Source organism: Pseudomonas sp. B1-22 (assembly GCF_050474425.1).
In the GTDB taxonomy this organism is placed as follows: Bacteria; Pseudomonadota; Gammaproteobacteria; order Pseudomonadales; family Pseudomonadaceae; genus Pseudomonas.
Genome location: NZ_JBCHVH010000006.1, coordinates 355,423 through 374,521, shown reverse-complemented (window position 1 = coordinate 374,521; position 19,099 = coordinate 355,423). Strand labels below are relative to the sequence as shown.

The following is a 19,099-nucleotide window of genomic DNA, read 5'->3' as shown; positions in this document are numbered from 1 at the left end:
GCGTTCTCCGGGAGGGGATCATCCGGGCAGCTTGGCTGAGAGCCTGACGCAGGACAAGCGTGTTGGAGCAAATTGCGCCGAGGCTTGACCTTGCCACGAGGGGAAGGTCGAGACTGCATCCAACTCATCAACACACGACAGGAGATTTCCCATGCATACCTTCCAAGTCAAAGGCATGAGCTGCGGTCACTGCGTACGGGCCATCACCCAGGCGGTACAGGCGCTGGATGCTGCCGCGGAAGTCCAGGTCGACCTGGGCCAGGGCGAAGTGCGCGTCGCCAGCCGCCTGGACGACTCGGTGATTCTCGCGGCGATCCGCGAGGAGGGCTACGAGGCCGAAGCGGCCTGAGAGCCTGTTGACGATCTGCTGCGCGCCGGCCGCAAGATCGTAAACAGGCTCTGAGTCCTTCATCCTTCCGGGCCGGCATTGCGCCGGCCCATCCGTCAGGCCTGGGGCGCGCTCCAGTCGCGCACCAGCCCCCTGAACAGCGCATCGAACAGGAAGCGGGTTTCCCGTTCCGCGTCGAACAGCTCCGGGTCGCGCAGCCAGTCGCTGAGCAGGCCGAAAATCATCGCATGCACCGCGCGCGATGCGATCTGCGGCGTCACCCCCGGCATCAGCCGGCTGCGGCAGCTCTCGCGGGTGAACAGTTGCTCGCAGAGTTCGATGAACTGACGGACGAAATGGTTGTGGCGTTCTTCCGCGTCGCGCAGTTCGTCAGTGAACTCGCAGCGCTGCAACAGGATGGTGAGAATGCGCCGGCGTTGCGGGTGACGCGCCAGGTTCTCGATGACTTCCACGCTCAATTCGAACAGCGACTGGATCGGGTCGTGCCCGTCGCAGCCGGAGAGACGCTGCGCCAGTTGTTCGGGCGGTAGGCGTACCTGGTTGAGCAGGTCGTTGAATAGATGAGCCTTGTTCTGGAAGTGCCAATACACCGCGCCACGGGTTACGCCGGCACTTCTGGCGATCTCTTCCAGGCTCGTATTGGAGACGCCCTTGGCCAGAAAAAGCTGCTCGGCGGAGTCGAGAATTGTCTGCCGGGTCTTTTCCGAATCTTCTTTAGTTCTTCTCATGGCGCTTACTGGTATACAGGCTAGGATCACTACTTAGTTGGCAGTTTACTGATTTTAAAGTACGAACAGTCCGTATCCGGCACTGGCGCAAGTGAACTCCTCTCAGTCAATATTCCTACCGTCCCGCTTTTTCTGACTTTCCATGGAGAGGTTACATGCAGTTCGTCCGCCGTTTGCCCTTTGCAATTGCTGTATTCGGCTTACCTGCCTTATTCGCTACGGCGCTTCAGGCTGAGGACAAACCTGCTGCCGCTGCACCCCCTCCGCCGCCGGTGACGGTTGAAGTCGCCAAGGCCACCGTCGTACCCGTGACCCTGGAGTACGCCGCCCGCACCGCCGGCTACCGGGAGGTCGAGGTTCGCGCCCAGGTCAGCGGCATCCTGCAACGCCGCACCTATGAAGAAGGCCGCCCGGTGAAGGAAGGACAGGTGCTGTTCCGCATCGATCCGCGTCCTTACCAGGCCGCGCTGGGCCAGGCCCAGGGCGCGCTGGCACAGGCCCAGGCGCGCTACCGCCAGACCGACCGCGATCTGCGCCGTATCCGTGAACTGCAGAAGAAAGGCTTCGCCAGCGAAAGCGAACTGGACCGCTACATCTCCAACTTCGAACAGGCCAAGGCCGACGTCGAAGCCGCCCGCGCCAACGTGCAGGCCAAGCAGATCGACCTCAACTACACCACCGTGACCGCGCCGATCTCCGGCATGGCGAGTAAGGAAGTGCGTTCCGAAGGCAGCCTGGTGGCCGCCGCCGATCCGGGCTCCAGCCTGCTCACCAAGCTCACCCAGCTCGACCCGGTATACGTCAACTTCGCCTACCCCGATACCGAGGCCGCGCGCCTGCGCGATGGCGTGCAGAGCGGCCGGCTGAGCTTGCCGGCGGACGGCAAGCTGAGCGCCGAGCTGCACTTCGGCGACGGTAGCCAGTACGACATCGACGGAGTGGTCGACTTCACCGACAGCTTCGTCAACACCGGCACCGGCACGGTCAATGCCCGCGCCGTGGTGCCCAACCCGAAGAATCAGCTGATTCCCGGCCAGTTCGTCCGCGTTCTGGTCAAGGGCATCACCCGCAAGAACGCCGTCACGCTGCCTGAGCGTGCGCTGGCCCAGGGCCCGCGCGGTACCTTCGTCTACGTCGTGGACAAGGACGGCATCGCCCGCGTGCGCCAGGTCACCACGTCGCAGACGGTGAACGGCCGCTGGGTCATCGAGGCCGGGGTGGATGCCGGCGACAAGGTCATCGTGGATGGCCTGATCAAGGTTCGTCCCGATCAGCCGGTCAAGCCGGTAGAAGGTGGCGCGCAGCAGCCTGCGGCCAATACCGCCCAGACCCAGTCCTAAGGAGCGCCCATCGTGATTTCGCGCTTCTTCATCGATCGTCCGATCTTCGCCATGGTCATCTCCATCATCTTCCTGCTGGGCGGGATGGCGGCCATGCATGCCCTGCCGATTGCCCAGTACCCGGAGATCCTGCCGCCGCAGGTGTCGGTGACCACCAACTATCCGGGCGCCAGCTCCCAGGTGATCGCGGAAACCGTCGCCGCCCCGCTGGAACAGGAAATCAACGGCGTCGAAGGCATGATCTACCAGCTGTCCACCTCCGACAGCAGCGGTGCCATGACCCTCACCGTGTACTTCCAGGTCGGCACCGACCCCGACCAGGCGACCATCAACGTCAACAACAAGGTGCAGGCGGCGCTGGCCAAGCTGCCGCAGGAAGTGCGCCGGCAGGGCGTGAAGGTGCAGAAGAAGTCTTCGGACATCCTGCAGTTGGTGATCCTGTATTCGCCGGACAACTCGGTCGACCCGGTACAGATCAGTAACTACGCGCTGATCAACGTGATCGACGAGCTCAAGCGCCTGCCCGGCGTGGGCGACGTCACCCAGTTCGGTGCCAAGGATTACTCCATGCGCATCTGGCTGCGCCCGGACAAGCTGGCGCAGTACAACCTGACGCCGACCGACGTGGTCAACGCCATCCAGGAGCAGAACTCGCAGTTCGCCGCCGGCAACTTCGGCAAGGAACCTCTGCACACCCCGCAGGACTTCACCTACACGGTGAGCACCCAGGGTCGATTCTCCGATCCGAAGCAGTTCGAAAGCATCATCCTGCGCACCGACAGCACCGGCGCCAGCCTGCTGCTCAAGGATGTCGCCCGGGTCGAACTGGGGGCACAGGACTACTCGATGATGACCACCCTGAACGGCCAGCAGAACGCGGCCTTCGGTGTGTACCTGCAACCCGGCGCCAACGCCCTGGACACCGCCGAGGCCGTGCGCAGCACCATGGACCGGCTGTCCAAGCGCTTCCCGCAGGGCATTGTCTACACCATCCCCTACGACACCACGGTGTTCGTGAAGGTGTCCATCGAGGAGGTGGTGCATACCTTCTTCGAGGCCCTGGTGCTGGTGATGCTGGTGGTCTACCTGTTCCTGCAGAACATTCGCGCCACCCTGATCCCGGTACTGGCGATCCCGGTGTCGTTGGTCGGCACCTTCGCCGGCATGTACCTGCTGGGCTTCTCCATCAACCTGTTGACCCTGTTCGGCCTGGTGCTGGCAATCGGCATCGTGGTGGACGATGCCATCGTGGTGCTGGAGAACGTCGAACGGGTGATGCGAACGGAGAAGCTCGGCCCACGGGAGGCCGCGATCAAGGCCATGGAGGAGGTGACGGGTCCGATCGTCGCCATCGTCCTGGTGCTCTGCGCGGTGTTCGTGCCGGTTGGCTTCCTCGGCGGCCTCGCCGGGCAGATGTACCAGCAGTTCGCGATCACCATTGCGGTGTCCGTGGTGATCTCCGGCATCGTCGCGCTGACCTTGTCACCCGCACTCTGCGCACTGATCCTCAAGCCCGAGCACAAGGAGCCCGCGGCGCCGTTCCGCTGGTTCAACCGCATGTTCGACAAGGCCACCGAAGGCTATGGCGCGGGCGTGCAGTTCTTCCTCAAGCGCGCGTCCATCGGCCTGCTGCTGGTCGGCGGGATGATCGCGCTGATGGTGGTGCTGTTCGAGCGGGTACCCGGCTCGCTGGTACCTGACGAGGACCAGGGCTATGTGCTCAACGCCTATATCCTGCCGCCGGCCTCTTCGCTCAAGCGCACCGAGGAGCTGACCAGCGCGGTCTCCGAGCAGCTGCAGAAGCATCCGGCGGTCAAGGACGTGGTGACCTTCTCCGGCCTGAACATCCTGACCAACACCAACGTCACCAGCGCGGGTGTGTCCTTCGTGACCCTGAAGGACTGGAAGGAGCGCCAGGAACCGTCGCTGGATGCGCGCAACCTGACGCGCACCTTCATGGGCATGGGCGCGCGTGAGCAGGACGGTGTGACCCTGTCGTTCAACCCGCCGCCGATCACCGGCATGTCCACCACCGGCGGCTTCGAGGCCTACATCCAGGACCGCAGCGGCGGCACCCCGGAGCAGCTTCAGGCAACCGTGCAGAAGTTCATGGCCGCGGCGGCCAAGCGTCCCGAACTGGCCGGCGTGACCACCACCTTCAACGCCGACGTGCCGCAGTACTACATCGACCTGGATCGCACCAAGGCACGTGCCTTCGGCGTAGCCATCGACGATGTGTTCACCGCCATGCAGTCGACCTTCGGCGCCTACTACGTCAACGACTTCAGCCTGTTCGGCCGTACCTGGAAGGTGAACCTGCAGTCCGAGTCGGACTTCCGCCGCAAGCCGGAGGATCTCAAACAGGTCTATGTGCGTTCCGTCACCGGCGACCTGATCCCGCTGGCGACGCTGGTACAGGTCAAGCGCATCCTGGCTCCGGATACCTTCTCGCGCTTCAACGTGTTCCCCGCGGCCAAGCTGCTCGGCGGCCCGGCACCGGGCTACAGCTCCGGCCAGGCGCTGGCGGCTATGCAGGAGGTGGCGGACCAGACCCTCGGCCAGGACTACATGCTGACCTGGATCGGCTCGGCCTATCAGGAACTGGAGGCTCAGGGCTCGGGTGGCCAGGCGTTCATCTTCGGCCTGATCCTGGTGTTCCTCATCCTGGCGGCGCAGTACGAGCGCTGGTCGCTGCCGCTGGCGGTGGTCACGGCGGTGCCCTTCGCGGTATTCGGCGCCATCCTCGCCATCTGGCTGCGCGGCATCGACAACGACGTGTACTTCCAGGTGGGCCTGGTGACGCTGATCGGCCTGGCGGCGAAGAACGCCATCCTGATCATCGAGTTCGCCGTGCTCTGCCGTGAAGAGCAGGGCATGGGGCCGGTCGAAGCGGCGCTGGAAGCGGCCAAGCTGCGCTTCCGCCCGATCGTGATGACCTCGCTGGCTTTCATCCTGGGTTGCGTACCGTTGGCGATCAGTACCGGCGCGGGCTCGGCCAGCCGTCACTCGATCGGCACCGGGGTGATCGGCGGCATGCTCGCCGCGACCCTGCTGGCGACCTTCCTCATCCCGATGTTCTACATGCTGGTGGAGTCGTTCTCCGACAAGCTTTCCAGCCGCAAGAAGAAGGACAAGCCCGTAGAGGGCGAGGCTCACAAGGCCTGAAGCCAGGACGGACCGGCAGCCTGCCGGTCCGTCCTACCACCTTTTCGGGAATTGATTAGTGAGCTTGCTAATTTCCCGGCCCTTGTCACAATGCAAGGCTTCGTCGCGCAGCGCTTTCGCGGCAGAACCTTACACGCCGTCCGCCCTGGCGCCTGAGCCGCCACCGCCGGTGTGTGTCCAGGTGACCTCATGAATCTCCGAATCCTGCTGATCCTTGGCGCCCTGAGTGCCTTCGGGCCGATGGCCATCGACTTCTATTTGCCCAGCTTCCCGGCGCTGGCGCATGCCTTCGACACCGACGTCGAGCACATCCAGCTGAGCCTGTCGGCGTATTTCGCGGGCCTCGCCATTGGCCAACTGCTCTATGGCCCGTTGGCCGATCGCATCGGGCGGCGCATCCCGCTGCTGGTGGGGGTGGGCATCTTTACCCTGGCGTCGCTGGCCTGCGCCTTCGCGCCGGACCTGGAATGGCTGATCGCGGCGCGCTTCATCCAGGCGCTGGGAGGCTGCGCAGGCATGGTGATTTCGCGGGCGGTGGTGCGCGACCTGTGCGACCCGATTGCCGCCGCCAAGGCCTTCTCGCAACTGATGCTGGTGATGGGGTTGGCGCCGATCCTCGCGCCGCTGGGCGGCGGGCTGCTGCTGAAGCTCTCCGGCTGGCAGTCGATCTTCTATAGCCTGATGCTGTTTAGCGCCCTGGCCGGCGCGGCCATCGCGCTGTGGCTGCCGGAAACCATTCCGGCCGGTCCGCGCGCGCCCTTGCGGGGGGCCGGGCGGCAGTACCTGGCGCTGTTCGCCGACCGCTCCTTCCTGACCTATGCAATGACCGGCGGCTTTGCCGTCGCCGGGATGTTCTCCTACATCGCCGGCTCACCCTTCGTGTTCATCCAGCTCTATGGCGTGCCGGCGGAACATTACGGCTGGATCTTCGGCAGTAACGCGGCGGGCTTCATCCTGACGGCGCAGGTGAATGCGCGGCTGCTGCGCTATCGCGGGCCGGGTTTCTGGCTGCGCAGGGCGGTATGGGTGTACTTCGCCTGCGGCGCCATACTGCTGGCGGTCACCCTGGCCAAGCCGGCACAGTTGTGGCCGCTGCTGATCCCGCTGTTCGGCGCCATTGCCTGCCTGGGCTTCCTGCTGCCCAACACCGGGGCCTGTGCCATGGCCAGCCAGGGTCGCCACGCCGGAAGCGCGTCGGCCCTGATGGGGAGTCTGCAGTTCACCGTGGCGGCGGGCGCTTCGGCATTGGTCGGCGCGCTGCACGACGGTTCGGCCCTGCCGATGGCGCTGGTGATCACCGCCTGCGGTCTGGCTGCCGCGCTGCTGGGCTGGTCCAGCGGACAGATCAGCAGTCGCGCCGCCTGAGTGGCGTCAGCCCGCGGCGCGTTGGCGCATCTCGGGCAAGTGGTGCGGTGCCCGCAACCGGGCTTCCAGGGTCTCGACGAAGGAGCGAGCTTCCCGCTCGCTTCGGAAGCCGACGGCCTGCTGATCCAGGCAGACTTCCCAAGGCTGATTCTTGTTGGCGGACGACGGGCGAACGAGGATGTGCATGATGGGCACCCCTGAACGGTCTTGGAAGGGATTCTCAGTGTAGACCCGTCACCGATCGGTAAAAGATGCGACACAAGGTCGCCGACAGCCGGCCGCTCCCCCCTTCACGCGCCGCCGTGGCCCTGGCTCAGGCGCCTGCGATAGGCACTGGGCGAGAGCCCCATGACCTTGCTGAAAAGTCTTGAAAAGTAATAGCTGTCGTCATACCCCACGGCCTGGCTGACCTGTGCAATGCCGCAGGCGCTGCTGTCCAGCAGTTGGCAGGCGTACTCGATCTTCAGGTGCAGGAAGTGCTGGATCGGCGTGCGTCCGGTGAGCGCCCGGTAGCGGTTGACGAAGTGGAACTTGGAGAGGTTGCAGAAGGCTGCCAGCTGCGGCAGCTCCAGGCGCTGGTGCAGGTTGTCGCGCATGTAGGCGTGCAGGCCGTCCAGGTCGAGCCCGGCATCGCGTACGGGGTGCAGCAGCGGCAGCTGGCAGAGCAGGGCGCGCAGGCGGCTGGCGGCGAGGAGGAAGGGCTGGAATCGGTAGCCGCTCCGGCGTGCTTCCAGCAGTTGGGCGAAGCCGCTGACCAGGGCGTGCTGCAGGCCCCAGTGGCGCACGGGAGAGTCCCCGTAGCCGGCCGCGTGGCGCAGCCAGTCGGCGCCGTCGCCGCGCAGGTGCACCCAGTGGATAGTCCAGGGATTGGCCGTATCGGCATGGTAGGCGTGGGCCATGCCGGGCGGCAGCCAGATCAGGTCGCCACAGCCGACCGCATGAGCCTGCCCCCGGGCGTCGAGCTCGCCCTGGCCTTCGCTGCAGTAGATCAGCAGGTGATCGTCATGCTGCTCGCGGCTCATCTGGTGGTCGCGGGCGCGGCGGTAGTGGCCCAGGGAGCTGGGGTACAGGTCATGGCTGAGCGGGTGCGTGGCGAGCTTGTGCAGCAGCGCTGGCGGCAGCACCAGGCGCAGGCTGTCGGCGGGAAGGGGCCAATCCGAGGTTCTCGACATACGGGTAGCTCGCTCAGCAATTTAATCCAGCAAGAGCACAATTTAGTCGATCATCGGCGCTGTGTGCCGGTGATAGCTTTGCTCGGGTGTGGAGTGTTCTGCCGTCTCTCCCGCAATAAAAGCCGGCTGCTGCCTGAGAGGCGCCGGCATACGACCAAAGGTTGATGGTGGGGGAGCGAACCCCGGCCATACTCGTTGTTCGACCTCGATAACAACAAATAAGAGGCTCAGATGATGAACTACCGGCAGTGCTACGACCGCTCCATCGCGGAGCCGTCCGAATTCTGGGCCGAGCAGGCCCGCCGCGTGGCCTGGTACCGCGCCCCGCAGGACATCCTGCAATCCCTGCCCGACGGCAGTCACCGCTGGTTCGCCGATGGCCGCCTGAACTCCAGCTACCTCGCGCTCGACCGCCAGATCGAACTCGGTCGCGGCGAGCAGACCGCGCTGATCTACGACTCCCCCGTCACCAACACCCAGCAGCGTTTCACCTACCTGGAACTGCGCGACGAAGTCGCCCGCCTGGCCGGCGCCCTGCGCGCGCTGGGCGTGGAGCGGGGCGACGGGGTGATCATCTACATGCCGATGGTGCCGCAGGCCGCGATGGCGATGCTCGCCTGCGCGCGCATCGGCGCCGTGCACTCGGTGGTGTTCGGCGGCTTCGCCCCCTACGAGCTGGCGCTGCGCATCGACGACGCCAAGCCCAAGCTGGTGCTCACCGCGTCCTGCGGGCTGGAGTTCGACCGGGTCATCGAATACAAGCCGCTGGTGGACAAGGCCCTGGAACTGGCGCTGCACCAGCCGGCCCACGTGCTGGTATTGCAGCGTCCGCAGGCGATGGCCGAGCTGTATGCCGGGCGCGATCTGGACTGGCGCGAAACCCTGGCCCACGCCCAGCCGGCGGACCCGGTGGAGCTGGCCAGCGGCGACCCGCTGTACATCATGTACACCTCCGGCACCACCGGGAAACCCAAGGGCATCGTGCGCGACAACGGTGGCCACGCGGTGGCGCTGCACTATGCACTGCCGACCATCTTCGGCCTGCAGCCGGGGGATGTCTGGTGGGGCGTCTCCGACGTCGGCTGGGTGGTCGGCCACTCGTTGATCGTCTACGGCCCGCTGATGAACGGCTGCACCACGGTGTTCTACGAGGGCAAGCCGGTGCGCACGCCGGATGCCGGCAGCTACTGGCGAGTGATCGAGGAGCACAAGGTCAACAGCCTGTTCTGCGCGCCCACGGCTATCCGTGCGATCCGCAAGGAAGACCCCCATGGCGAACTGCTCAAGCGCTACGACCTGAGTTCGCTGCGGCACCTGTTCCTCGCTGGCGAGAAGCTCGACAGCAGCACCCAGCACTGGCTGGAGGAGCTCACCGGCAAGCCGGTGCACGACCACTGGTGGCAGACCGAGACCGGCTGGCCGGTGACCGCGCCCTGTACCGGCCTTGAGGGACACGACCTGCGCGCCGGCTCCACCAACCGCGCAGTGCCTGGCTATCACGTGCAGGTGGTGGACGACGAAGGCCGTGTCCTGGGGCCGAACGAGCAGGGCTCCATCGTCATCGCCCTGCCGCTACCGCCCGGTTGCGCACAGACGTTGTGGAACGATCATCCGCGCTACCTGCAGGCCTACCTGAAGACCTATCCCGGCTACTACCACACCGGTGACGGCGGCTATGTGGACGAGGAGGGCTTCGTCTACATCATGGGCCGCACCGACGACGTGATTAACGTCTCCGGCCACCGCCTCTCCACCGGCGAGATGGAGGAGCTGCTGGCGTTGCACGACGCAGTGGCCGAGTGCGCGGTGCTGGCCGTGGCGGACAACCTCAAGGGCCATGTGCCGCTCGGCCTGGTGGTGCTCAAGGACGACGCGAAGATTGCCGAAGACGCCCTGCAGCGCGAGCTGGTGGCGCTGGTGCGCGAGCGTATCGGCGCACTGGCCTGCTTCCAGCGCGCGGTGGTGGTCAAGCGCCTGCCCAAGACCCGCTCCGGCAAGATCCTCCGCGCCGTGCTGCGCAAGATCGCCGATGGCGAGGAATACGCGCCGCCGTCCACCATCGACGACCCGAGCATCCTCGGCGAGATCGCCGAGCGCCTGGGCGCGGCCGGGCTGGCCAAGGCGAGCTGATTCCCACGCGCCGGCCTTGCTGGCGTCTTTCCAGGGCCGCCTTCGGGCGGCCCTTTTTTATTCGCCCTTCTGGATCGGACTGGGTGATAGCAAGATGCTTCTATACTGGTCGGATAGGCCTCTATGGGTGGTGTTGCGGCTATGGTTACGGGCCCCCAGGACATTCTCGACGAAGAAGAGCTGGAAGCACTGCGGGAGGTCACCGCACCGACTCCGCGCCGGCCCGTGGCGCTGCTGGTTGAAGATGATCCCGAGGTATTGGCGGGGTTGCGCGAGCTGATCGAATCGGCCGACTTCCATTGCCTGGTCGCCCACAATGCGACCGAAGCGCTGCGCCGGATTCGCCGGGACGAGTCGGACATCGACCTGCTGATCACCGACCTGCCGATGGAGCGCAAGGGCACGGGGCTGGAACTGATCCGCGAGCTCAACGTCATCGGCACCTTCCTGCCGATCATTGTCCTTTCCGGCCAGGCCGACACCCTCGACCTGATCGAGGCGATGGGGCTGAACGTGCTGGAAGTGATGCTCAAGCCGGTGGACCCGGAGTACTTCCTGCACACGCTGAGTCGTAGCCTGTAGGCGAAACCGTCTTCTGTCGGCGATATACGTGCCTGTGCTTTCCCTCACCCCGACCCTCTCCCGGAGGGAGAGGGGGCGGTCCGTACCGGCTGACGCGACGGTTCAATCCTGCAGCGAACGGTCCCCTCTCCCTTTGGGAGAGGGCTGTCGTAGGGGCGCGCTGGATATTATGCGCCGTTCCGGGTATTCCGAGCTGGGCCGGGGCGGGCGTCTCTGTAGGAGCGAGCTTGCTCGCGAACCGCCCAACACCGACGTGCCCGGGACTCTGTTCGCGAGCAAGCTCGCTCCTACAAGGCGATTCGGGCTGGCGCGTTACAGCGCCTGCGCCTTGAACGTATCGCACTTGCCCGGCGAGCCGCTCTCGAAGCCCAGCTTGAACCAGCGGACACGCTGCGCCGAGGTGCCGTGGGTGAAGGAGTCGGGCATCACGCTGCCGCGCGCCTGGCGCTGCAGGTGGTCGTCGCCGATGGCGTTGGCGGCGTTCAGCGCTTCCTCCACGTCGCCCGGTTCCAGCCAGTTCAGGCGCTGCTGGGCGTGGTTGGCCCAGACCCCGGCGAAGCAGTCGGCCTGCAGTTCCTGGCGTACCGACAGGCCATCGGCGCCCTCCATGCGCGCGCCGCGCTGGCGGGCGGCGTTGATCTTGGCGGAAATGCCCAGCAGGTTCTGTACGTGGTGGCCGACTTCGTGGGCGATCACGTAGGCCTGGGCGAAGTCGCCGGCGGCGGAGAACTTCTGCTCCATCTCGCGGAAGAACCCGAGGTCGAGATACACGCGGTGATCGCCCGGGCAATAGAAGGGCCCGACCGCCGAGGAGGCGAAGCCGCACGCCGAATTCACCCCGCCGTTGAACAGAATCAGCTTGGGCTGCTCGTACTGCGCGTTGCTGCGGGCGAAGATTTCGCCCCAGGTGTCCTCGGTGTCGCCCAGGATCGCGCGGACGAATTCCACCTGCGGGTCGTTCGGGTTGGCCGGCTTGCCCTGCGCCGGGCGGCTCGGCGCCTGTTGCGAGACGTCCATCTGGCCGAGCAGCGAGCCGAGGATCTGCATCGGGTCCTGGCCCATCAGCAGCCCGACCACCACCACAATGGCCACGCCGCCCAGGCTCAGGCCCCGCCCGCCGAGGCGCATGCCGCCGCCACCGCCCATGCCGCCTGCTCCATCATCAGAGCCATCGCGGGCATCCACTACGTTGTCGCTGCGTCGTCCTTTGCGCCAGAGCATGGCGGCATCTCCATCGAACAGGTGGGTTCAGTGTCGTCGCGGGTGGGGCTGGCCGCCAGACCGGTCGTCAGGCGAAGCGGTGCAGCAGCTCGGCGCGGGCGAGCAACTGGACGTCGCCGCCGACGCGGACCTCGTCGTCCTGGCCGACCTGCACGTCGAGCCGGCTGGGGCGACCGACGAAGCGGCCCTGGGCCAGCTGGAACGGCTCGCCACGGCGCGCCTTGCCCAGCTCCACCAGGTAGGCGGCGACGGGGCCGGCAGCGCTACCGGTGGCGACGTCCTCGATGATTCCGGCGCCGTCCCAGGTGCGGCCCTCGCGATTATCCACATCCAGCACGAACACGAAGGCGGCGTTGAGTTTTGCCAGCTCGGCCGTGAGGTCCGTGCGCTGGCGCACGCGGCCCAGGGCTTCGCCGCGTACCGGCAGCAGCAGGTACGGCAGGCCGGTGCTGACCACGGCGGCGGGGTAGTCGGCGAGGTCGGCGGGGGGCAGCGAGAAGGCCTCGGCGAACCAGCGGCGCGCGTCGTCGTCCAGCACCGTGCCGAAGTCGGCGGCGCCCTGGTTCATTTCGGCGTGGAAGCCCGCGCCGCGACGGCGGGTGGCGACCTTTACGGCCTTGGCCGGCAGCTCCAGCGTCCAGAGTTCTTCCTCGCCGCGCTGGTGCAGGTGATGCAGCAGCGCGGCGGCGCCCAGCACCGGGTGGCCGGCGAAGGGCAGTTCCTCGTCGACGGTGAAGATGCGCGCCGAGTAGGTGTCCAGCGAGGCGGACGGGAACAGGAAGATCGACTCGAACTGGCGCAGCTCCTGGGTCAGCGCCTGCAGGGTCTGGGCGGGTATGCCCCGGGCGTCGGGGAATACCGCCAGGCCATTGCCGGTGAGCGGTTGGTCGGCGAAGACGTCGAGCTGCCAATACTGTTGCGTGGACATGGGCCTCCAGATGCCGCCCTTGAGCGGCGCAAAGAAAAACTCGACAGCCAGCCTAGCGAGCTATATGTTCGCCGACAAGAAAGCGCAGCTCACACGCTACGCTTTCCAGGCCACCGCAGTGGCCGGCGTCGCTCGGACGGTTCCGGGCGCCTACGTTAACCCGAGGACACCATGACTGAACCCCGTTCAGCTCGTCGCTTTGCGCGCATCGATCGCCTGCCCCCCTACGTTTTCAACATCACCGCCGAACTGAAGATGGCCGCCCGCCGCCGTGGCGAGGACATCATCGACCTGTCCATGGGCAACCCGGACGGGGCCACGCCGCCGCATATCGTCGAGAAGCTCTGCCAGGTCGCCCAGCGCGAAGACACCCACGGCTATTCCACGTCCCGTGGCATTCCGCGCCTGCGCCGCGCCATCTCGCACTGGTACCGCGACCGCTACGACGTGCAGATCGACCCGGAATCCGAGGCCATCGTCACCATCGGCTCCAAGGAAGGCCTGGCGCACCTGATGCTGGCAACCCTGGATCATGGCGACACGATTCTGGTGCCCAACCCCAGTTACCCGATCCACATCTACGGCGCGGTGATCGCCGGCGCCCAGGTGCGCTCGGTACCGCTGGTGCCGGGGATCGACTTCTTCAACGAGCTGGAGCGGGCGATCCGCGAGTCGATTCCCAAGCCGAAGATGATGATCCTCGGCTTCCCCTCCAACCCCACCGCGCAGTGCGTGGAGCTGGACTTCTTCGAGCGCGTGGTCGACCTCGCCAAGCGCTACGACGTGCTGGTGGTGCACGACCTGGCCTACGCGGACATCACCTTCGACGGCTGGAAGGCCCCGTCGATCATGCAGGTGCCTGGCGCCAAGGACATTGCGGTGGAGTTCTTCACCTTGTCCAAGAGCTACAACATGGCCGGCTGGCGCATCGGCTTCATGGTCGGCAACCCGGAGCTGGTCTCGGCCCTGGCGCGGATCAAGAGCTACCACGACTACGGCACCTTCACCCCGCTGCAGGTAGCGGCCATCGCCGCGCTGGAAGGCGACCAGCAGTGCGTGCGCGACATCGCCGAGCAGTACCAGAAGCGCCGCGACGTGCTGGTGAAGGGCCTGCACGAGGCCGGCTGGATGGTGGAGAACCCCAAGGCCTCCATGTACATCTGGGCGAAGATTCCCGAAGCCTATGCGCACCTGGGTTCGCTGGAGTTCGCCAAGAAGCTGCTCAAGGACGCCAAGGTCTCGGTGTCGCCCGGCATCGGCTTCGGCGACTACGGCGATGACCACGTGCGCTTCGCCCTGATCGAGAACCGCGACCGCCTGCGCCAGGCGCTGCGGGGCATCAAGGCGATGTTCCGCGCCGACGGCCTGTTGCCGGCGAAGGCGGAGTAATGCAAAAGGGGCGGCCAGTTGGCCGCCCCTTTCGTTTGTGAGTCCCTTGGCCCGGGTGAGCCTCAGTGCGCGGGATAGTCCGCCAGCACTTCACGCTGGCCGGTTTTGGTCAGGCCCACGACCTGATAGGCGTCATGGCGGTCGCCCATTTCCATGCCCGGCGAGCCGACCGGCATGCCCGGCGCGGCGGCGCCGACCAGATCCGCGCGCTCGCGCAGCTTCAGCACGTCGGCGGCCGGCACGTGGCCCTCGACGAACTTGCCGTCGATTACCCCGGTGTGGCACGAGCCCATGTTGTAAGGCACGCCGAGCTTGGTCTTCACTGCACTCATGTCCGCCTCGACATGGTCGTTGACGGTGAAGCCGTTGCTCTCCAGGTGCTTGATCCAGTCCTTGCAGCAGCTGCAGTTGGCATCGCGGTGGACGTCGATGGTCAGCGGCTCGGCGGCCTGGGCGGCGCCGGCGACGAGGGCGGTGAGCAGAAGCAGGGTACGCATGGTGGAAACCTCAAGGACCGGAAGCCTCCGAGGATACTCCCCGGAGGCTGGACCGCCCCATCGGCCAGCTGTATCTATATATGACGGAGGTCCCGAACTTGCCGCGTCTTCCGGGGTCTCTAGCTGATCGCTCATGCATCCGCGGCGCTGGGTCGCAGCTGCGGACGCGCTGGAATGGCTATTCGGCCAAGGAGAAAGAGCATGCTCTTCGCCCGTCTCGTCCTGCTGCTACAGGCCCTGGTGTGGGGTGGTCTGGGGCTGCTGTATTGGATTCGCCCCTACGAAATGGCCAACCTCAGCGGTATGTTGCTGATGGAGCCTTCCTCTGTGAGCGATGCCCGGGTGTTCTACGGCGGGCACCAGTTCGCCCTCGCGCTGTTCCTGGTGTTCGCCCTGCGCCGCCGCCTGCTGGTGCGCCCGGCGTTGATCCTGGTGATCCTCGTGCAGCTCACCCTGACCCTGTCGCGCCTGCTGATCGCCTGGACCGAAGGCGGCATGGAGGTGGACGCGCAGCTGGCCGGCGTGGTCTATCGCGGAGCGATTTCCGCGCTGGCGATCCTCGCCCTCTACTGGCTGGAGCGGCAGTCGCGCAACCGGACTCCGCCGACGTCGTCCAGCAAGGAGCCTGACGAGCCGGAAGAGCACCGTGCGGACTTCGAGGGCCTCTGAGCCCCGGAAATTCCCTGCCACACGGACGGTGTCCGGATGAGCGGGGCAGCCCAACGCACCCGGAATGCCGGGTTACCCCGCGTGTCGTGCTATCGTATTGATTTTGCGGAAGAACCGGTGCGGGGCCAAAGATGAAGTTCGTACATCAACGTGAACACCTGAACGAAGGCGATCTGGTGGTCATCGAGTGCTCCATGACCTGCAACATCCGCCTGATGACCGATGCCAACTTCCGCAGCTTCAAGAACGGCGGCCGCCATGCCTACCACGGCGGCGCGTTCGACCGTTTCCCGGCGAAGATCAAGGTGCCCAGCACCGGTTACTGGAACGTCACCATCGACACCGTGACCCGCCGCGCCATCAGCGTCACGCGCAAGGCCGACTTCAAGTACAGCATCAAGTTCGTCCGCAAGTCGCCGTCCAACTACAGCTGATATTCAGTGTCCGGCGTGCGCGGGGAAATCCTTCAGCAGCCGCGCGATGGCGTCGTCGAATACCTGTTGGGTCAGGGACGGATCGTGCAACTGGCGTGCACCCTGGGCCTGCAACAGCACCTCGCCTGAGGCTTCGTCGAGAATCCGCAGGGCCAGCCGGGCCTCTGCGGAGTCGGTGATTTGCGTCTGGGTGATCACCCCCGCCGAGGTCGACACCGGGCGCTGGACGATCCCGGCCTGGTTGTCCAGCCCGAACAGGTAGATCACCCGCAGGTCCCCCGAACTTTCCTGGTAGCGATACCCCTTGGCCTCCAGCGCCCGGCGCACGCCGAGGTCGAAGCGGTCTTCGAGATCCTCGCGTTGCCCCGGCGCGTCCAGGGCCTGGATGAAGAAGGTGCTCTGGTGGCCGTCGGCGTTCGGCGACACGCTGACGGTGGCGGGGTCGCTGGCGCAGCCGGCCAGCAGGAGAAGCAGCAGGGGCAGGATCAGGCGGGGCATGGGCGGTACTCGGGTTATTGTGCCCTTAGCCTAGCCCGTTGAACGCAGGACGCTGCCCAACTCTTGGTTGGGCGTTGCCTGATCAGCGGCGGGTCAGCAGCACGCCGGCTTCCATGTGGTGCGTGTAGGGGAACTGATCGAACAGGGCGCAGCGGCTCACCTGGTGGGTGTCGTGCAGCTGGGCGATGTTCTGCGCCAGGGTCTCCGGGTTGCAGGAGATGTACAGGATGTTGTCGAAGCGCCGGGTCAACTCGCAGGTGTCCGGGTCCATGCCGGCGCGCGGCGGGTCGACGAAGACGCTGCCGAACTCGTAGGACTTCAGGTCGACATCGGCCAGGCGGCGGAACGGTCGCACGTCATTCAGCGCCTGGGTCAGCTCCTCGGCGGAGAGGCGCACCAGGGTGACGTTATCCACAGCGTTGTCGGCCAGGTTCGCCAGGGCGGCGTTCACCGAGGTCTTGCTGATCTCGGTGGCCAGCACCCTGCGCGCGCGGGTCGCCAGCGGCAGGGTGAAGTTGCCGTTGCCGCAGTACAGCTCCAGCAGGTCGTCTTCGCGCTGGCCCAGGGCTTCGTAGGCCCAGTTGAGCATCTTCTGGCAGACCTCGCCGTTGGGCTGGGTGAAGGCGCCCTCCGGCTGACGGTAGCGGAAGGTGCGGCCGGCGACGGTCAGTTCTTCATTCACGTAATCGCGGCCGACGACCAGACGCTTGCCGCGCGAGCGGCCGACGATGCTCACGCCCAGTTCGGCGGCCAGCTTCTCGGCGGCAGCTTGCCAGGCGGCGTCCACCGGGCGGTGGTAGCAGAGGGTGATCAGCGCGTCGCCCGCCAGGGTGGTGAGGAATTCCACCTGGAACAGTTTGTGGCCCAGGGTCGGCTCGGCCCAGGCGGCCTTCAGGCGCGGCATCAGCTCGTTGATGCGCTGGCTGGCGATGGGGAACTGCTCGATCAGGATCGGCGTGTGCTTGTCGCCCTGCTCGAACATCGCGTAGTGGCGCGCTTCGCCCTCGCGCCACAGGCGGAACTCGGCGCGCAGGCGGTAGTGCTCGCGGGGCGAGTCGAACACCTCCGGCTCCGGCGCGGCGAAGGGCGCCAGCAGCTCGCGCAGGCGCGCGGCCTTGTCGGCCAGTTGGCTGTCGTATTGGGAGGGATCGAAACGCGGACTGCTCATGGGGCGGGTAACTCGTGTGGGTCGGCGGCAGTTGATGGGTATCGCTTCGCTCCACGCCATCCTACATCAGTGCCACTTGTAGGATGGGTGGAGCGCAGCGATACCCATGCTGCGAAAGAAAAATCAGGCGTTGTACCAGCCCAGCTTGATCACAAACAGAACCGACAGGATCACCAGCGCCGGGTTCAGCTCGCGGAAGCGGCCGGACAGCAGTTTGCAGGCGGTCCAGGTGATGAAGCCGAAGGCGATGCCGTTGGCGATGGAGAAGGTCAGCGGCATGGCCAGGGCGGTGACTACCACGGGTGCGGCGACGGTCAGGTCGTCCCAGTCGATCTCGGCAAGACCGGAAGCCATCAGCACGGCGACGAAGAACAGCGCCGGTGCGGTGGCGAAGGCCGGGACGTTACCCGCCAGCGGGGCGAAGAACAGCGCCAGCAGGAACAGCAAGGCGACCACGAGGGCGGTCAGGCCGGTGCGGCCGCCGGCGGAAACGCCCGCGGCCGATTCGATGTAGCTGGTGGTGGTGGAGGTGCCCAGCAGCGAGCCGAACATGGCGGCGGTGCTGTCGGCGATCAGGGCGCGGCCCATCTTCGGCATGTGTCCGTCCTTGCCCATCAGGCCGGCGCGCTTGGCCACGCCGATCAGGGTGCCGGAGTTGTCGAACAGGTCGACGAAGAGGAAGGCGAAGATCACGCTGGTCAGGCCGATGTCCAGGGCGCCCTTGATGTCCAGCTGCAGGAAGGTCGGCGCCAGCGACGGCGGCATCGACACCACGCCGCCGAACTTGGAGACGCCCAGGGCAATGGCGATGAAGGTCACCACCAGGATGCCGATCATCACCGCACCGGTCACGCGGCGGGCTTCCAGGGCGACGATCAGGATGAAGCCGAGGATCGCCAGCAGCGGCTCGGGCTTGGCCAGGTCACCCATGCCCACCAGGGTGGCGGCGTTGGCGACGACGATGCCCGATTCCTTCAGCGCGATCAGCGCGAGGAACAGGCCGATGCCCGCGGCGATCGCCGAGCGCAGCGCCAGCGGGATGCTGTTGATGATCCATTCGCGGATGCGGAAGATCGAAATGATGAAGAACATGCACGCGGAGAGGAACACCGCACCGAGCGCCACCTGCCAGGTGTGGCCCATGTGCAGGACCACGGTGTAGGTGAAGAAGGCGTTCAGGCCCATGCCGGGCGCCAGGGCGATCGGGTAGTTGGCGATCAGGCCCATGATGGCAGAGCCGATGGCCGCCGCCAGGCAGGTGGCGACGAAGATCGCGCCCTTGTCCATGCCCGTCTCGCCGAGGATGCTCGGGTTGACGAAGAGGATGTAGGCCATGGTCAGGAAGGTGGTGATACCCGCCAGGATCTCGGTGCGCACATTGGTGTTGTGCGCCTTGAGTTGGAACAGCTTTTCCAGCATGTTTGGCTCCCCGTGACGCTCTTGCGCCGTTATCGTTCTGGCCGG

At 66.0% G+C, this 19,099-nt stretch carries 18 protein-coding genes; 9 read left to right on the top strand and 9 right to left on the bottom strand.

What is annotated here, in order from left to right; translation table 11 throughout:
• Positions 1-151 precede the first annotated feature (151 nt).
• The gene (locus ACQ5BL_RS23715) at positions 152-349 is read left to right on the top strand and encodes a heavy-metal-associated domain-containing protein (protein WP_243805277.1); all 198 of its coding nucleotides are present in this window, start codon (positions 152-154) and stop codon (positions 347-349) included.
• A gap of 95 nt (positions 350-444) precedes the next feature.
• On the opposite strand, the gene ACQ5BL_RS23710 is transcribed toward ACQ5BL_RS23715, so the two are convergent.
• A complete protein-coding gene (locus ACQ5BL_RS23710; protein ID WP_207887783.1) occupies positions 445-1,077 on the bottom strand; it encodes a TetR family transcriptional regulator in 633 nt (210 codons plus the stop codon).
• 155 nt (positions 1,078-1,232) lie between these two features.
• Here ACQ5BL_RS23710 and ACQ5BL_RS23705 point away from each other — a divergent pair, with 155 nt between their 5' ends.
• The 3 genes from ACQ5BL_RS23705 to ACQ5BL_RS23695 all read left to right on the top strand — a co-directional run bounded on the left by ACQ5BL_RS23705 (position 1,233) and on the right by ACQ5BL_RS23695 (position 6,947).
• Complete coding sequence (locus tag ACQ5BL_RS23705) at positions 1,233-2,417, top strand: efflux RND transporter periplasmic adaptor subunit (RefSeq protein ID WP_243805278.1); 1,185 nt, start codon at positions 1,233-1,235, stop codon at positions 2,415-2,417.
• Between the two features lie 12 nt (positions 2,418-2,429).
• The gene (locus ACQ5BL_RS23700; protein ID WP_347881009.1) at positions 2,430-5,582 is read left to right on the top strand and encodes an efflux RND transporter permease subunit; all 3,153 of its coding nucleotides are present in this window, start codon (positions 2,430-2,432) and stop codon (positions 5,580-5,582) included.
• 189 nt (positions 5,583-5,771) lie between these two features.
• Positions 5,772-6,947 (top strand): multidrug effflux MFS transporter, encoded by a 1,176-nt coding sequence (locus tag ACQ5BL_RS23695; RefSeq protein WP_243805279.1) that lies wholly within the window; start codon positions 5,772-5,774, stop codon positions 6,945-6,947.
• A gap of 6 nt (positions 6,948-6,953) precedes the next feature.
• Here the strand turns inward: ACQ5BL_RS23695 and ACQ5BL_RS23690 are convergent, their stop codons facing one another.
• Together ACQ5BL_RS23690 and ACQ5BL_RS23685 are read right to left on the bottom strand one after the other, a co-directional pair.
• On the bottom strand, positions 6,954-7,133 hold the full coding sequence (locus tag ACQ5BL_RS23690; RefSeq protein ID WP_207887789.1) for a hypothetical protein: 180 nt from the start codon (positions 7,131-7,133) through the stop codon (positions 6,954-6,956).
• Between the two features lie 104 nt (positions 7,134-7,237).
• Positions 7,238-8,119 carry an AraC family transcriptional regulator gene (locus tag ACQ5BL_RS23685; RefSeq protein ID WP_207887791.1) on the bottom strand — a complete coding sequence of 294 codons (882 nt, stop codon included), beginning with the start codon at positions 8,117-8,119 and terminating at the stop codon, positions 7,238-7,240.
• Positions 8,120-8,353: 234 nt separating this feature from the next.
• Here ACQ5BL_RS23685 and ACQ5BL_RS23680 point away from each other — a divergent pair, with 234 nt between their 5' ends.
• Together ACQ5BL_RS23680 and ACQ5BL_RS23675 are read left to right on the top strand one after the other, a co-directional pair.
• The gene (locus ACQ5BL_RS23680) at positions 8,354-10,249 is read left to right on the top strand and encodes a propionyl-CoA synthetase (RefSeq protein WP_243805590.1); all 1,896 of its coding nucleotides are present in this window, start codon (positions 8,354-8,356) and stop codon (positions 10,247-10,249) included.
• A 141-nt stretch (positions 10,250-10,390) separates the two neighbouring features.
• Entirely contained in the window at positions 10,391-10,831 is a 441-nt protein-coding gene (locus ACQ5BL_RS23675) for a response regulator (protein ID WP_243805280.1), read from the top strand.
• Between the two features lie 312 nt (positions 10,832-11,143).
• On the opposite strand, the gene ypfJ is transcribed toward ACQ5BL_RS23675, so the two are convergent.
• Positions 11,144-12,052: a KPN_02809 family neutral zinc metallopeptidase gene (gene ypfJ, locus ACQ5BL_RS23670; protein ID WP_243805281.1), complete on the bottom strand. Its 909-nt coding sequence runs from the start codon at positions 12,050-12,052 to the stop codon at positions 11,144-11,146.
• 67 nt (positions 12,053-12,119) lie between these two features.
• Positions 12,120-12,980, bottom strand: a complete 861-nt coding sequence (locus ACQ5BL_RS23665; protein WP_243805282.1) for a PhzF family phenazine biosynthesis protein — start codon at positions 12,978-12,980, stop codon at positions 12,120-12,122.
• A gap of 171 nt (positions 12,981-13,151) precedes the next feature.
• Between ACQ5BL_RS23665 and alaC the strand changes: the two genes are divergently transcribed.
• The gene (gene alaC, locus ACQ5BL_RS23660) at positions 13,152-14,369 is read left to right on the top strand and encodes an alanine transaminase (protein WP_243805283.1); all 1,218 of its coding nucleotides are present in this window, start codon (positions 13,152-13,154) and stop codon (positions 14,367-14,369) included.
• A gap of 62 nt (positions 14,370-14,431) precedes the next feature.
• Here alaC and ACQ5BL_RS23655 read toward each other — a convergent pair whose 3' ends face one another.
• Positions 14,432-14,866 (bottom strand): DUF411 domain-containing protein, encoded by a 435-nt coding sequence (locus ACQ5BL_RS23655; protein ID WP_243805284.1) that lies wholly within the window; start codon positions 14,864-14,866, stop codon positions 14,432-14,434.
• 201 nt (positions 14,867-15,067) lie between these two features.
• On the opposite strand from ACQ5BL_RS23655, the gene ACQ5BL_RS23650 reads away from it, so the two are divergent.
• Together ACQ5BL_RS23650 and ACQ5BL_RS23645 are read left to right on the top strand one after the other, a co-directional pair.
• A complete protein-coding gene (locus tag ACQ5BL_RS23650; RefSeq protein ID WP_207887807.1) occupies positions 15,068-15,535 on the top strand; it encodes a DUF4345 family protein in 468 nt (155 codons plus the stop codon).
• Positions 15,536-15,666: 131 nt separating this feature from the next.
• A complete protein-coding gene (locus tag ACQ5BL_RS23645; protein ID WP_152220377.1) occupies positions 15,667-15,969 on the top strand; it encodes a DUF1883 domain-containing protein in 303 nt (100 codons plus the stop codon).
• 3 nt (positions 15,970-15,972) lie between these two features.
• On the opposite strand, the gene ACQ5BL_RS23640 is transcribed toward ACQ5BL_RS23645, so the two are convergent.
• From ACQ5BL_RS23640 to ACQ5BL_RS23630, 3 genes are all read right to left on the bottom strand, one after another.
• The gene (locus tag ACQ5BL_RS23640; protein WP_430293298.1) at positions 15,973-16,467 is read right to left on the bottom strand and encodes a DUF4136 domain-containing protein; all 495 of its coding nucleotides are present in this window, start codon (positions 16,465-16,467) and stop codon (positions 15,973-15,975) included.
• A gap of 82 nt (positions 16,468-16,549) precedes the next feature.
• Positions 16,550-17,635 carry a tRNA (uridine(54)-C5)-methyltransferase TrmA gene (gene trmA / locus ACQ5BL_RS23635; protein WP_243805286.1) on the bottom strand — a complete coding sequence of 362 codons (1,086 nt, stop codon included), beginning with the start codon at positions 17,633-17,635 and terminating at the stop codon, positions 16,550-16,552.
• Between the two features lie 123 nt (positions 17,636-17,758).
• The gene (locus tag ACQ5BL_RS23630) at positions 17,759-19,054 is read right to left on the bottom strand and encodes an NCS2 family permease (protein ID WP_207887813.1); all 1,296 of its coding nucleotides are present in this window, start codon (positions 19,052-19,054) and stop codon (positions 17,759-17,761) included.
• Between the last annotated feature and the right edge of the window lie 45 nt (positions 19,055-19,099).

Bases quoted from the DNA above. Each gene is read 5' to 3' on its own strand.
- ACQ5BL_RS23680 (WP_243805590.1), top strand. From the start codon at position 8,354: ATGAACTACCGGCAGTGCTACGACCGCTCCATCGCGGAGCCGTCCGAA.
- ACQ5BL_RS23695 (WP_243805279.1), top strand. From the start codon at position 5,772: ATGAATCTCCGAATCCTGCTGATCCTTGGCGCCCTGAGTGCCTTCGGG.
- ACQ5BL_RS23630 (WP_207887813.1), bottom strand. From the start codon at position 19,054: ATGCTGGAAAAGCTGTTCCAACTCAAGGCGCACAACACCAATGTGCGC.
- trmA (WP_243805286.1), bottom strand. From the start codon at position 17,635: ATGAGCAGTCCGCGTTTCGATCCCTCCCAATACGACAGCCAACTGGCC.
- ACQ5BL_RS23690 (WP_207887789.1), bottom strand. From the start codon at position 7,133: ATGCACATCCTCGTTCGCCCGTCGTCCGCCAACAAGAATCAGCCTTGG.
- ACQ5BL_RS23715 (WP_243805277.1), top strand. From the start codon at position 152: ATGCATACCTTCCAAGTCAAAGGCATGAGCTGCGGTCACTGCGTACGG.
- alaC (WP_243805283.1), top strand. From the start codon at position 13,152: ATGACTGAACCCCGTTCAGCTCGTCGCTTTGCGCGCATCGATCGCCTG.
- ACQ5BL_RS23650 (WP_207887807.1), top strand. From the start codon at position 15,068: ATGCTCTTCGCCCGTCTCGTCCTGCTGCTACAGGCCCTGGTGTGGGGT.
- ACQ5BL_RS23640 (WP_430293298.1), bottom strand. From the start codon at position 16,467: ATGCCCCGCCTGATCCTGCCCCTGCTGCTTCTCCTGCTGGCCGGCTGC.
- ACQ5BL_RS23710 (WP_207887783.1), bottom strand. From the start codon at position 1,077: ATGAGAAGAACTAAAGAAGATTCGGAAAAGACCCGGCAGACAATTCTC.
- ACQ5BL_RS23705 (WP_243805278.1), top strand. From the start codon at position 1,233: ATGCAGTTCGTCCGCCGTTTGCCCTTTGCAATTGCTGTATTCGGCTTA.
- ACQ5BL_RS23685 (WP_207887791.1), bottom strand. From the start codon at position 8,119: ATGTCGAGAACCTCGGATTGGCCCCTTCCCGCCGACAGCCTGCGCCTG.
- ACQ5BL_RS23645 (WP_152220377.1), top strand. From the start codon at position 15,667: ATGAAGTTCGTACATCAACGTGAACACCTGAACGAAGGCGATCTGGTG.
- ACQ5BL_RS23675 (WP_243805280.1), top strand. From the start codon at position 10,391: ATGGTTACGGGCCCCCAGGACATTCTCGACGAAGAAGAGCTGGAAGCA.
- ACQ5BL_RS23655 (WP_243805284.1), bottom strand. From the start codon at position 14,866: ATGCGTACCCTGCTTCTGCTCACCGCCCTCGTCGCCGGCGCCGCCCAG.
- ypfJ (WP_243805281.1), bottom strand. From the start codon at position 12,052: ATGCTCTGGCGCAAAGGACGACGCAGCGACAACGTAGTGGATGCCCGC.
- ACQ5BL_RS23665 (WP_243805282.1), bottom strand. From the start codon at position 12,980: ATGTCCACGCAACAGTATTGGCAGCTCGACGTCTTCGCCGACCAACCG.